Consider the following 12,161-nt stretch of genomic DNA (forward strand, 5'->3'; position numbering starts at 1 on the left):
CGCGCCGGCGGCCGCTCAGAAGCCGGTGAGCGACCGGACGACGTCCGCGTCCAGCGGCCGGTCGGCGTAGAGCAGCCGGATCGCGCCCGGGTCGGGGTTGCCGGCGTCCGGGCCGCGCCACACCCGCTTCAGGCCGGTGCGTTCGACCGTACGCTGTGATCGGTCGTTGCCCTCGAGCAGATAGGCGGTCACCGGGAGTTCCGGCCGGTGTGCCGCCGCGGCCTCGCGCGCGGCCGCGCTGATCTCCTGCGCGTAGCCACGCCCCCAGAAGCGGGGGAGCAGCCGGAACCCCACGTTCCACGCTACGCCGTACCGGATGAACGCGCCACCGATGCCGGTGAACGTGCCGTCCGGCAGGCGTGCCACCCACATGCCGTGCCCGTCCCGCGCCCACCCGGCCCGCCAGTTGCCGATCGCACGCGCGGTCTGCTCCGGCGTGTCGTGCCGGCTCAGCGGGTCCGGCGCCCAGACCAGCGGATCACTGTAGAGCGCGAACACCTCCGCCAGATCCTCCGGCACCGGCTCGCTGAGCACCAGTCGCGACGTCACGGGCCGATTCTCCACCATGGGAGATGCGGCTCGCGCCCGGTTTTCCAGCCCTTGACGGGCGGCATGTGAGCGCTAACACTCATCGATGTCATTCGCTCCCGTTCGGAAGGACCCTCATGAGACGTATCGCCCTCGTGGCCGTCGCCGTCCTGGTGGCCGCGGGTCTCGCGGTGCTCGGGCCGACGTCGCCGGCCGGTGCCGCGCCCGCCGTGTCCTACACCAACCCGATCGCGGCCCAGCGCGCCGACCCGCACGTCTGGAAGCACACCGACGGCTACTACTACTTCACCGCGACCGTCCCCGCGTACGACCGGATCGTCCTGCGTCGCGCCACCACGCTGCAGGGCCTGTCCACCGCGGCGGAGACGACCATCTGGACCCGGCACGCCAGCGGCCCGATGAGCGCGCACATCTGGGCGCCGGAGATCCACTTCATCAACGGCAAGTGGTACGTCTACTTCGCGGCCGGCGGCGACGACGTCTGGGCGATCCGGCCGTACGTGCTGGAGGGCACCGGCGCGAACCCGCTCACCGCGACCTGGGTGGAGAAGGGGCAGATCCAGACCGGCTGGCAGAGCTTCTCGCTGGACGCCACCACGTTCGTCCACAACGGCACCCGCTACCTGCTCTGGGCGCAGCACGACAACAGCCTGCCGGCCAGCAACACCAGCCTCTACATCGCCACCATGTCGAACCCGTGGACGTTGTCCTCCGCCGCGGTCAGCATCTCCGCACCCACGCTCGCCTGGGAGAAGATCGGCTACCAGGTCAACGAGGGTCCGGCGGTCATCCAGCGCAACGGGAGGATCTTCCTGACCTACTCGGCCAGCGCCACGGACAGCAACTACTGCCTCGGCCTGCTCACCGCGTCCGCCTCGGCGAACCTGCTCAGCCCGGCCAGCTGGACCAAGACCCAGACGCCGGTCTTCACCAGCAACGCCAACACCAGCCAGTACGGCCCGGGGCACAACTCGTTCACGGTGTCCGAGGACGGGCAGAGCGACATCATGGTCTACCACGACCGCAGCTACAAGAACATCACCGGTGACCCGCTCAACGACCCGAACCGGCGGACCCGGGCCCAGAAGATCTACTGGAACGCCGACGGTACGCCGAACTTCGGCATCCCGATCCCGGACGGCAGGCACCCGGTGCGGTTGCGCGCGTACAACTACCCGAACCAGTACATCCGGCACTGGGAGTACCGGGCCCGCCTCGAGGCGAACGTGACGAACCTGGCCGACTCGCAGTTCCGCGTCGTCACCGGACTGGCCGGCAACGGCACGGTCAGCCTGGAGTCGACCAACTTCCCCGGCTATTACCTGCGGCACCGCAACTACGAGCTGTACGTGGAGAAGGCCGACGGCACCGCGCTCTTCAACGGCGACGCCAGCTTCCACCAGCGCGCCGGCCTCGCCGACCCGGCCGGTGTCTCGTTCGAGTCGTTCAACGTGCCCGGCCGCTACATCCGGCATGCGAACAACCTGCTCTACATGCAAGCCGTCGCCGGCACCACCGCGCTGGCCGACGCGACGTTCCTCACGGAATAGTTGGCAGTCCTAAGCAGGTCTGGCATGCTGGCCACGTCGGCATCAGCGAAGGAGTTTTCCGATGCGGGTAGGCGTGCTGCAACACGTGGCGTTCGAGGGGCCCGCGCTGATCGCACGGGCCCTGTCCGCGGCCGGGGCGGCGACCCGGACGGTGCGCCTCGACCTCGGTGAGCCACTGCCGGCCGCGGCCGACCTCGACGCGCTGGTCGTGCTGGGCGGCCCGATGGGCGCGCTCGACGATCAAGAGCATCCCCACCTGGTACGCGAACGCGCGCTGATCGCCGAATGCGCGCGCCGGGACGTACCGGTGCTCGGCGTCTGCCTCGGCGCCCAGCTGCTCGCCGCCGCGCTCGGCGCGGACGTCCACCGTGGTCCCGCGGTGGAGGCCGGCACCGGCACGGTCACGCTCACCCCCGCCGGCCGCGCCGACCCGGTCCTCGGCCCGTCCGGCCCGGTGCTGCCGGTCGTCCACTGGCACCGGGACACGTTCACGCTCCCACCCGGCGCGACGCTGCTCGCCGGCTCCGGCGCGTACCCCCATCAGGCGTTCCGGTCCGGTCGTTCGTACGGCTTCCAGTTCCACGTCGAGTTCGACCGCCCCGCCCTCGACGCCGCCGCGCCCCACCTGCCGCCCGGCACCGTCGTCGACCCGGCCGCGATGCGCGACGTCACCACGGCCGGCACCCGGATCCTCGCCCGCTGGACGCGCTCACTGTCGCCGCGCCCGCGCTGACCGTCCCGCTACGGCGTGGCGATCAGGTGCGGGATCTCCCGGTGCCAGCACGGTTCGCCGGTCTCGGCCCGCACCTCCGGGAAGCTCACCCAGGCGCCTCCCGGCGGCTTCAACTCCCAGGTCCACGCGCCGAGCACGCAGGTGTAGCGGACCTCCCAGCCGTCGTCACGGACGAACAGCCGGCTGCCGGTGGCTCCGCTCCGCGCGGACCGGGCGGTGACGAAACGCTGCTCGGTGAGCCAGGCGGCGGTGCGGGCGACGTCGTCGGTCTCGCTGAACTCGGCCAGGCCGGCCTCCGCCTCCGCGCCGGTCAGCGTGAACTCGCCGTCGTCGCCGGGGCGGCCGACGATGACCTCGACGGCGCTGCCGTCGCGGAACCGCAGCGTGAACAACGCATCGACGTCGTGCATGAAGCGCAGTTCCTCCAGGGCCGCGAGATCGCGCACGCGGCCCGCGGTGGCGTCCTCGTGGACCACCACCGGGACCGGGCCGACCATGAAGGAACTGGTGGCCCACCACTCCAGGTCCGCTTCCACGCGGTCAGTATCCACGCCTCAGGGCAGGCCGGCCTGGCTGGCCAGTTCGGCGGTGAGGAGGGGCCAGACGTGGGGCGGGAGGGTGTGGCCCATCCGGGGGTGAACGATGCTGCGGGCGCCGGGGATGCGGCGGGCCAGAGCGGCGCCGGCGGACGGGCGGATCAGTGGGTCGTCCGCGCCGTTGACGCACAGCGTGGGGACGGTGATCTCGTGGAAGCGGCGGGCGACCGGGCCGAGGCGCAGGCCGGCCGCGGTCTGGCGCTGGGTGCTGCCCGGGTCGCGCGGTGAGCGGTGGTGGCTGATCGTGGCGACCGAGCGGGCCCACTGCTCGTCGAACGGCGCATGCGGTGAGGAGATCAGCCGGAGCAGGTCGACGAGCGTGTCGATCGCACCGGCGTCGGTGGCCGGGTGCCGGATCCGGGCGGCGCGCGGGAAGAGGCCGAAGTTCACGTACCGCAGCAGATCCCGGCGGCGCCCGAGCGGCCCGCCCAGCACCGCGGTGACGCCGCGGACCCGGCCGGGGTGCAGGACCGCGGTGGCCAGCGCGAGACCGCTGCCCAGCGACGCGCCGCAGACGTGCGCGGACGGCCAGCCGAGCGCGTCCATCACGGCGAGGCCGTCCGCGACCATGTCCAGTCCGGTGTAGACCGGTGCGGCGCTGCCGCGGAACAGCGTCCGGAACGGGTTCTCCGGCGCCGGCGAGGTGAAGTGCGTGGACAGTCCGCTGTCGCGGTTGTCGAACCGGGCCACGTGGAAGCCGCGGCCGGCGAGCATGCGGCAGAACTCGTCCGGCCAGAGCACCATCTGGAAGTCCAGACCCATGATCAGCAGCAGCGGTACGCCGCCGGGGTCGCCGAACGTCTCGTAGGCGATCCGGACGTCGCCGTTGCGTGCGTACTCCACGATGCCTCCCCGTTTTTGCAATGCGATCGCATTGTAATACGGTCGGGTCATGCCACGGAAGGTCGACCATGACGCCCGCCGCCGCCACATCGTCGAGTCACTGCTGCGGATCACCGCGGACCACGGGCTGGAGGCGGTGTCGCTGCGCGAGGTCGCGGCCGCGGCCGGCGTGTCGATGGGCCAGGTGCAGCACTACTTCGCGACCAAGGACGAGATGCTGCTGTACGCGCTGCGGCACTGGCTGAGCCTCGGCACGCACGACGGCTTCGCGGCCCGGGTCGCGCGGCACCCGGACGGCGGCCCGCGCGCGATCGCGGCCGAGTACCTGCCCTATGACGCGACCAGCCGGCGGGAGGCCTGCATCGCGGTGGCGTTCGTGTCCCGCGCCGCGATCCGGCCGGAGATCGCGTCCGCGCTCGCGCCGGCGTTCGCCGGGTTCGCCGGTGCGCTGCGCACGGCGCTCGACCGGACCGGCGTGCCGGACGCGGCCGCGGAGTCCCGCCGGCTGGCGGCGCTGCTGGACGGGCTGCGGCCCGCGGTGCTGACCGGCGCGCTGTCGCACGCGGACGCACTGGCCGTCGTGGACCGGCACCTGGAACGCCTTTAGTGGTTTTCTTGCCGCCATTCGATACGTTGTGACGTGTCGATTCCGGACTATGCACAACGGCGGGTCGACAATTCGTGAACGGCAGGTTGACGAACGGGGTACGCCGTGCCGAGTCTCGCATTGGATTGGCTGCTCGACGGGCCGTACGGGCTGCTCGTGGCGCTTGTGGTGATCGGCGGTGGCACCGCGCTGAATTATCTGCGCACCCGCCGGGAGAAAATGCTGTCGTTTCGCGTCCGGTTCAATTCCCGGCTCGGCTTCGACCCGCCGGACGCCGGTAACGTGGTGCGGCTGATCGGCCCGGACCACACCGAGATCCCGGACCCGGGCATGGTCGTCGCCCGGATCAAGAACGTCGGCCGCAGCTCGATCACCGAACAGGACTACGTGCACCGGCTCGGCCTCACGTTCCCGGGCACCGACCGGCGGCTGGTCACCGTGGACGTCACCGAGGCGCGACCGCCGGATCTCCAGGACCTGCTCACCGGCGAGGGTTTCGAGGTGCACGACAACCGGATCGTGCTGCCGCCGGTGCACCTCAACCCGGGCAGCGAGTTCAAGCTGGTGGCGCTGCTGGAGCACACCAGCGGCACCGGCAAGCCCGCGGTGCAGACCAACGGCATCCTCCGCAACGGCCGGATCTTCCTCGACAGCGACGGCCGCCGGCTGCGCCGCAGCACGCTGATCGGCGGCGGGCTCACCACGCTGCTGGCCGGTGCGCTGGTCGCGGTGCTGCTGGTCGGCCTGCCGCCGGACCCGCGGGACGACTGCGCCGCGGGCGAGCTCACCGTCACCGGGTCGAGCGCGTTCGCGGACGCGGTGCAGAGCCTGGCCGAGCAGTACATGGCGAAGTGCCGCGCCTCGCGGATCACCGTCGACGCGTCCGGCAGCATCGAGGGCCTCAACGAGCTCAACGACGCGTCCGCCGAGGACGGCCCGCGCCGGCTCACGCTCGCGGACGGCCGGTTCGACGGCGGCGGCGGATTCCCGAACGTGGAGATCGCCGGCACGCTGGCCGTCGTGCCGTTCAGCTTCGTGGTGCACCCGGCGCTGCCGGTCACGGACCTGCCGCGGGCCGAGCTGGCGCGGGTCTTCCGCGGCGACGTCGCGAACTGGAACCAGGTCACCCTCGCGGACGGTACGCCCGGGCCCGACGTCGCCGTGCGCGTGGTCGGCCGGGACACCCGGTCCGGCAGCCGCTCCGTGATCCAGAAGCTGCTGCTCGGCGGCGGCAACCCGGCGCCGATCACCGTCAACAGCTGCGCGGCCGCGAACACCGAGACGGCCGTCGACGCCGCGATCGTCTGTGAGGTGGGCAGCACCGGCGCGGTCCTCGACGCGGTCGCCCGGTACGAGGGCGCCATCGGCTACGTCGACATGCCGAACGCGGCCGACGCCGGAGCCGCCGTCAAGCAGATCACCGTCGACGGTCTCGGCGCCACGCTCGACGACATCGACGAGGGCTATCCGGTCTGGACCGTGGAGTACCTCTACAGCTACGGCCCGCTCGCCAAGACCGCCGACCTGACCCGCTCGTTCGCCGGCTTCCTGGTCGACGCGGACCAGGCCGACGAGATCCAGGCCCTCGGTTACCCGCCGTGCATCCAGGGCGGCAGCGTGCCCCAGGGGCTGTGCAGCAAGGGCAACTGACGCGAGTTGTCGGATCGGGGCGGCGGCGTTCGTAGAACGGGTGAGAGGCTGCCAGGAGGGCGCCGGACGTACGGGAGATGAGCCGAGATGCAGTACCTGGTTTCCGTGATCGACGACCGGACCGGTTCCGGGACCGACGGCGAGATGGCGACGATCACCGCGTTCAACGAGCGGATGCGGGCCGACGGCAACTGGGTGTTCGCCGGTGGCCTCGCGGCGCCGGAGACCGCCACCGTGATCGACAACCGGGGCGCCGCCCCGGTGTTCACCGACGGGCCGTACGTGGAGACGAAGGAGTTCATCGCCGGCTTCTGGATCTTCCAGGCGCCGGATCTGGACGCCGCGCTCCGGATCGCCGCGGCCGGGTCGAGGGCCTGCCACCGCCGGGTCGAGGTGCGGCCGTTCCGGTGAGCGCCGCCGAGGCGGTGACCCGGGCGCACCGGCAGGAGTGGGCGATCGTGGTGGCCGCGCTGGCCCGGCGGTTCGGCGACCTCGACGTGGCGGAGGAGGCGGCGGCGGAGGCCTTCGCGGCCGCGGTCGAGCGGTGGCCGGTGGACGGCGTGCCGCCGAAGCCCGGCGCCTGGCTGACCACCACCGCCACCCGGAAGGCGATCGACCGGGTACGGCGGGAGAGCCGGCGGGACGCCAAGCAGCGGGAGGCGTGGATGCTGCACGACGACGAGCCGGCCGCGCCGGCCGGGGTGATCGACGACGACCGGCTCCGGCTGATCTTCACGTGCTGCCATCCGGCGCTCGGGCCGGAGGTCCGGGTCGCGCTGACGCTGCGCCTGGTCGGCGGGCTGACCGTGGCGGAGATCGCCCGCGCGTTCCTGGTGCGGGAGAGCGCGATGGGGCAGCGGATCACCCGGGCCAAAGCCAAGATCAAGGCGGCGCGCATCCCGTACCGGGTGCCGACGGCGGCCGACCTGCCGGCGCGCGTCTCCGGCGTCCTCGCGGTGCTGTTCCTGGTCTTCAACGAGGGCTACCTGGCGACCGGGCCGGAGTCGCCGCCGGTCCGGCAGGAGCTCACCGCGGAGGCGATCCGGCTCACCCGGCTGCTCCGCACGCTGCTGCCGGGCAACGGCGAGGTGACCGGCCTGCTCGCGCTGATGCTGCTCACCGAGGCACGCCGCACCGCCCGCGTCTCGGCGGGCGGCGAGCTGATCGCGCTCGGCGAGCAGGACCGCGGCGCCTGGGACCCGGAGCTGATCGAGGAGGGGCACCGGCTGGTGGTCGAGCGCCTGGCCACCGGTGAGCCGCCCGGCCGCTACCAGCTCCTGGCGGCGATCAACGCGGTGCACACGGCCGCGCCGGACGTCCGGGACACCGCCTGGCCGCAGATCGTCGCGCTCTACGACCAGCTGGCCCGCCTGGACCCGTCGCCGATCGTGGCGCTCAACCGCGCGGTCGCGGTCGCCGAGCTGGACGGCCCGCACGTGGCACTGACCGCGGTCGACCGTCTCGGGGACGCACTGGCCGGCTACCACGCGTTCCACGCCGCCCGCGCCGACCTGCTCCGCCGGCTCGGCCGCGGTGCCGACGCACGCGCGGCCTACGACCGGGCGATCGCGCTGGCCGGCAACACGGCCGAGACCGCCTACCTGACCCGCCGTCGCGACCAGCTCCGCTGAGCGGCGACTCCGGGGCCGTACCGGCTATTCCGGCGCGGCCGCAGCGGGGGTGGCGGCGTGCGCGCGGCGGGCGATGCCGGCCAGCAGGTCGGCGACCTGGACGCGTGGGTCGGCGCGGGAGTCGGCCATGGTCAGCCCGGCCAGGGCAGACCGTCCTGAGTCGTCGGTCAGCGCGGCCTGGAGGCGGCGCAGCCGGGTGGCGGTCAGCGCGCTCTGCTCGTCGTGCGTCACCACCACCTGCCGGCCGCCGGCGGCCCAGGTCAGCACGGTCTCGGCCAGCGCGGGCAGCAGCGGTTCCAGGGGCGGCGGGATCGCCGGGTCGTCGTCCTCCAGCCGGCGCAGCAGGTCGCGGGTCCGGCCGGGCTCGATCGCGGCGAGCACGGCGGCGGCCGGTTCCGGCACCGCGCGGATCAGCGTGTCGCGGGCGCGCAGGAACCGGTCGACGGCACCGGGCACGCGCCGCTTGACGCGCACCAGATCCGTGAACGCGGTCAGGAACGCATGCCAGCCGGCCCCCGCCGCACGACCGGCCCGGTGCAGCGTCTCCGCCTCGCGCCGGTGCGCCCGCGCCAGCCGGGTGCCGTCCGCGTAGGACGGCTCGCCCAGCAGCAGGTCCACCACGCGGGTGACCAGGAAGAACTCCTTGTCCACCAGGTGCACGTGCGCCCGTCCGCGCAACGCGGTCAGCAGCCACTCGCGGGCCTCGGCCGCATCCGGCCCGCGCAGCAGGCCGCCGGACTTCAGCTCGTGCGGCGAGCGGCGGAACCGGGACAGCAGCGTCACCGCCTCGTCCACGGCCAGGTCCACGCCGGCGTGCGCGATCACCGGCATGCCGGGGTGCAGCAGGTTCGTGCCGGAGAACCCGGACTCGTCACAGGCGATCTCCACCACCGCGCCGGTCAGCGCGCCCGGCGCCAGCAGCCCACCCTGCAGCGGCGTCCTCACCCCACCATGGTCGCCCGTGCGTCAACCGCTTTCGGGGTACCCTCGGCCGGTGTTCTCGCCACACGGACCGTCGCTGCGTGAGCTGGCCGGGCAGGCGCTGACCTCGGTCGAGCGCGGCTACGACCTGCTGGCGCCGAAGTTCGACCACACCCCGTTCCGTACGCCGGACCCGCTGCTCGACGCGACCGCGGCGGCGCTCCGCACGCACGGCCCGTTCCGCACCGGGCTGGACGTGTGCACCGGCACCGGCGCCGGTCTGGGCGTGCTCGGGCCGCTCTGCACCGAGCGGGTCACCGGCGTGGACTTCAGTGCCGGGATGCTCGACCGGGCCCGCGCGGCCCACCCGGGCGCCACGCTGGTCCGGGCGGACGCGCGCGAGCTGCCGTTCGACGCGGAGTTCGACCTCGCGGTCACGTTCGGCGCGCTCGGCCACTTCGAGCCGGCCGAGCGTCCCGCGCTGTTCGGCGGCGTGCACCGTGCGCTGCGGCCGGGCGGTCTGTTCGCGGTGCCGGTCGGCACGCCGCCACCGGTGACCTCACCGGCGTACTGGGTGACGACCGGCTTCGACGCGGCTATGCGGGTGCGCAACGCGCTGTGGCGGCCGCCGTTCGTCATGTACTACCGGATCATGACGCAGCCCGCGATCCAGGCCGCGCTGACCGCGGCCGGGTTCACCGTCGACGCCGTCGACCTCCCCGCGCTCGGCCACCGCCGCGACGGCACCCCGCGCTGCCGCCTCCTCCTCGCCCGCAGGCCCGTCTGAGCCCGCAGGCCCGTCTGAGCCCGTCCGGGTCAGGGCATGCCCGCGGCGGCGCAGGCGGTCTGGAGCGGGCTGATGTCGTCGAGGTCCATCGGGGGCAGCGGGATGGCATCGCTGAGGATCGAGCCGCCGTCGCGGTGCAGGCGGTCGTAGAGGCCGGCGGTCTGGAGCACCTCCTCGTCCGACCGTTCGAGGTCCTTGCCGATCTGCGCGCGCTCGGCCAGGTCCGGGACGGTACCGGCGACCGCGTGCGCCTCGAGGCGCGCGCAGGCGGCGATGCCCGGGTCCTCCGGTGCGGGAATGAGCCAGAAGACCGCGGCACCGACCGCGGCGATCACGGCGATACCGCGGGCGAACGCGATCGCGTTCGCCCGGTTGACGGTCACCGTCCACGGATCGTCGGGCGTTTCGGAATACGTCACGAGCGAAGATCATCCGATAGACGGAACCGCGCCGCATCCCCTTTCCGGCGCCCGGTGGCGGCTCGGCGGTCCGGCGTGACCGGACCGCCGCCGAGAGCCGAGATCCCGCCTCCGGGATCGGGGATCAGGCCTTCAGCGCCGCCGACACCAGGTCCCGCGCCTCCTCCTGGATCTGCGCCAGGTGGTCGTCGCCCTTGAAGGACTCCGCGTAGATCTTGTAGACGTCCTCGGTGCCGGACGGCCGGGCCGCGAACCAGCCGTTCTCCGTCGTCACTTTCAACCCGCCGAGCGCGGCCCCGTTGCCCGGCGCGGACGTGAGCGTGGCCGTGATCGGCTCACCGGCCAGCGACGTCGCCGTGACCTGGGACGGCGACAGCTTCGCCAGCACCGCCTTCTCCTCGCGGGTGGCGGGCGCGTCGATGCGCGCGTAGGACGGCGTGCCGAACCGCTCCACCAGCTCGCCGTAGTGCTGGGACGGCGACTTCCCGGTCACCGCCTGGATCTCGGAGGCGAGCAGGCAGAGCAGGATGCCGTCCTTGTCGGTGGTCCAGACCGAGCCGTCGCGGCGCAGGAACGACGCGCCGGCGCTCTCCTCGCCGCCGAACGCGACGGAGCCGTCGAGCAGGCCGGGCACGAACCACTTGAAGCCGACCGGCACCTCGATCAGGCGGCGGCCGAGCGACGCGGCCACCCGGTCGATCATCGAGGAGGAGACGAGCGTCTTGCCGACCGCGGCGTCGGCGGACCAGCCGGAGCGGGAGCCGTACAGGTACTGGATCGCGACCGCGAGGTAGTGGTTCGGGTTCATCAGGCCGCCGTCCGGCGTGACGATGCCGTGCCGGTCCGCGTCCGCGTCGTTGCCGGTGGCGATCTGGTACGCGTCACGCTTGCCGATCAGCGACGCCATCGCGTACGGCGAGGAACAGTCCATCCGGATCTTGCCGTCCCAGTCCAGCGTCATGAACGGCCAGGCCGGGTCGGTCTCCGGGTTCACCACGGTCAGGTCCAGGCCGTGCCGGGACGCGATCTCGCCCCAGTACGCCACGCTGGCGCCGCCGAGCGGGTCCGCGCCGATCCGCACGCCCGCGTCGCGCACCGCGTCCAGGTCGAGCACGGACGGCAGGTCGTCCACGTAGGACGCGAGATAGTCGTACCGGCCGGTGGTGTCCGCGTTGACCGCGCGCGCGTACGGCATCCGCCGCACGCCGGTCAGGCCGTCGGCGATCAGCGCGTTCGCCCGGTCCTGGATCCACTTGGTGGCGTCCGTGTCGGCCGGGCCGCCGTTCGGCGGGTTGTACTTGAAGCCGCCGTCGGCCGGTGGGTTGTGCGACGGCGTGACGACCACGCCGTCCGCGAGCCCGTTGCGCTTGCCCCGGTTCGCGGTCAGGATCGCGTGCGACAGCGCCGGCGTCGGCGTGAACCCGTCCCGGCTGTCCAGCAGCACGGTGACGCCGTTCGCCGCGAACACCTCGACCGCGCTTATCGTGGCCGGCTCGGACAGCGCGTGCGTGTCCCGCCCGATGAACAGCGGCCCGTCGACGCCCTGCTCCTCCCGGTACTCACAGATCGCCTGGCTGATCGCCACGATGTGGTCCTCGTTGAACGCGGACTTCAGCGACGACCCACGGTGCCCGGACGTACCGAACGCCACCTGCTGCGCGGGCACGCTCACATCCGGATGCCGATCACGATAGGCGGCGAGCAACTCCGCCACATCGATCAGATCGCCCGGCTCCGCGGGCTGGCCGGCACGGGGGTGAACAGACACAGCGGTCTCCTCGGGTTCGCGCATGAGGACGTCTCCCCCCGACCCTAATGTCCACCAGCGCCACCCGCCCGCCACACCCCCAAGATCAAGAACGTCCGGAGCTGATG

General features: G+C 72.8%; 13 protein-coding genes. 7 read left to right on the forward strand and 6 right to left on the reverse strand.

Annotation, left to right across the window (positions count from 1 at the left end):
- Positions 1 to 15: 15 nt before the first annotated feature.
- Positions 16 to 549: a GNAT family N-acetyltransferase gene (locus tag J2S42_RS40820; protein ID WP_307248316.1), complete on the reverse strand. Its 534-nt coding sequence runs from the start codon at positions 547 to 549 to the stop codon at positions 16 to 18.
- Between the two features lie 116 nt (positions 550 to 665).
- Between J2S42_RS40820 and J2S42_RS40825 the strand changes: the two genes are divergently transcribed.
- Positions 666 to 2,099 (forward strand): family 43 glycosylhydrolase, encoded by a 1,434-nt coding sequence (locus J2S42_RS40825; RefSeq protein ID WP_307248318.1) that lies wholly within the window; start codon positions 666 to 668, stop codon positions 2,097 to 2,099.
- A 61-nt stretch (positions 2,100 to 2,160) separates the two neighbouring features.
- A complete protein-coding gene (locus J2S42_RS40830) occupies positions 2,161 to 2,832 on the forward strand; it encodes a type 1 glutamine amidotransferase (RefSeq protein WP_307248320.1) in 672 nt (223 codons plus the stop codon).
- 8 nt (positions 2,833 to 2,840) lie between these two features.
- Here J2S42_RS40830 and J2S42_RS40835 read toward each other — a convergent pair whose 3' ends face one another.
- Both J2S42_RS40835 and J2S42_RS40840 read right to left on the reverse strand, forming a co-directional pair.
- Positions 2,841 to 3,368, reverse strand: coding sequence for a hypothetical protein (locus J2S42_RS40835; RefSeq protein ID WP_307248322.1), 528 nt, complete (start codon positions 3,366 to 3,368; stop codon positions 2,841 to 2,843).
- 18 nt (positions 3,369 to 3,386) lie between these two features.
- On the reverse strand, positions 3,387 to 4,271 hold the full coding sequence (locus J2S42_RS40840; protein WP_307248324.1) for an alpha/beta fold hydrolase: 885 nt from the start codon (positions 4,269 to 4,271) through the stop codon (positions 3,387 to 3,389).
- A 49-nt stretch (positions 4,272 to 4,320) separates the two neighbouring features.
- Here J2S42_RS40840 and J2S42_RS40845 point away from each other — a divergent pair, with 49 nt between their 5' ends.
- The 4 genes from J2S42_RS40845 (at position 4,321) to J2S42_RS40860 (ending at position 8,159) form a co-directional block, all read left to right on the forward strand.
- Positions 4,321 to 4,878 carry a TetR/AcrR family transcriptional regulator gene (locus tag J2S42_RS40845; protein WP_307248326.1) on the forward strand — a complete coding sequence of 186 codons (558 nt, stop codon included), beginning with the start codon at positions 4,321 to 4,323 and terminating at the stop codon, positions 4,876 to 4,878.
- A 105-nt stretch (positions 4,879 to 4,983) separates the two neighbouring features.
- Positions 4,984 to 6,528 (forward strand): PstS family phosphate ABC transporter substrate-binding protein, encoded by a 1,545-nt coding sequence (locus J2S42_RS40850; RefSeq protein ID WP_307248328.1) that lies wholly within the window; start codon positions 4,984 to 4,986, stop codon positions 6,526 to 6,528.
- Positions 6,529 to 6,615: 87 nt separating this feature from the next.
- The gene (locus J2S42_RS40855; RefSeq protein WP_307248329.1) at positions 6,616 to 6,939 is read left to right on the forward strand and encodes a YciI family protein; all 324 of its coding nucleotides are present in this window, start codon (positions 6,616 to 6,618) and stop codon (positions 6,937 to 6,939) included.
- Positions 6,936 to 8,159, forward strand: a complete 1,224-nt coding sequence (locus J2S42_RS40860; RefSeq protein WP_307248331.1) for an RNA polymerase sigma factor — start codon at positions 6,936 to 6,938, stop codon at positions 8,157 to 8,159. The genes J2S42_RS40855 and J2S42_RS40860 overlap by 4 nt, the downstream gene beginning before the upstream one ends.
- Positions 8,160 to 8,183: 24 nt before the next feature.
- On the opposite strand, the gene J2S42_RS40865 is transcribed toward J2S42_RS40860, so the two are convergent.
- Complete coding sequence (locus J2S42_RS40865; protein WP_307248333.1) at positions 8,184 to 9,104, reverse strand: hypothetical protein; 921 nt, start codon at positions 9,102 to 9,104, stop codon at positions 8,184 to 8,186.
- Positions 9,105 to 9,153: 49 nt separating this feature from the next.
- Here J2S42_RS40865 and J2S42_RS40870 point away from each other — a divergent pair, with 49 nt between their 5' ends.
- Positions 9,154 to 9,867: a class I SAM-dependent methyltransferase gene (locus J2S42_RS40870; RefSeq protein WP_307248335.1), complete on the forward strand. Its 714-nt coding sequence runs from the start codon at positions 9,154 to 9,156 to the stop codon at positions 9,865 to 9,867.
- A 29-nt stretch (positions 9,868 to 9,896) separates the two neighbouring features.
- On the opposite strand, the gene J2S42_RS40875 is transcribed toward J2S42_RS40870, so the two are convergent.
- Both J2S42_RS40875 and pgm read right to left on the reverse strand, forming a co-directional pair.
- Positions 9,897 to 10,286 carry a hypothetical protein gene (locus tag J2S42_RS40875; RefSeq protein ID WP_307248337.1) on the reverse strand — a complete coding sequence of 130 codons (390 nt, stop codon included), beginning with the start codon at positions 10,284 to 10,286 and terminating at the stop codon, positions 9,897 to 9,899.
- 124 nt (positions 10,287 to 10,410) lie between these two features.
- A complete protein-coding gene (pgm, locus tag J2S42_RS40880) occupies positions 10,411 to 12,078 on the reverse strand; it encodes a phosphoglucomutase (alpha-D-glucose-1,6-bisphosphate-dependent) (RefSeq protein ID WP_307248339.1) in 1,668 nt (555 codons plus the stop codon).
- Positions 12,079 to 12,161: the final 83 nt, after the last annotated feature.

The organism is Catenuloplanes indicus (assembly GCF_030813715.1).
In the GTDB taxonomy this organism is placed as follows: Bacteria; Actinomycetota; Actinomycetes; order Mycobacteriales; family Micromonosporaceae; genus Catenuloplanes; species Catenuloplanes indicus.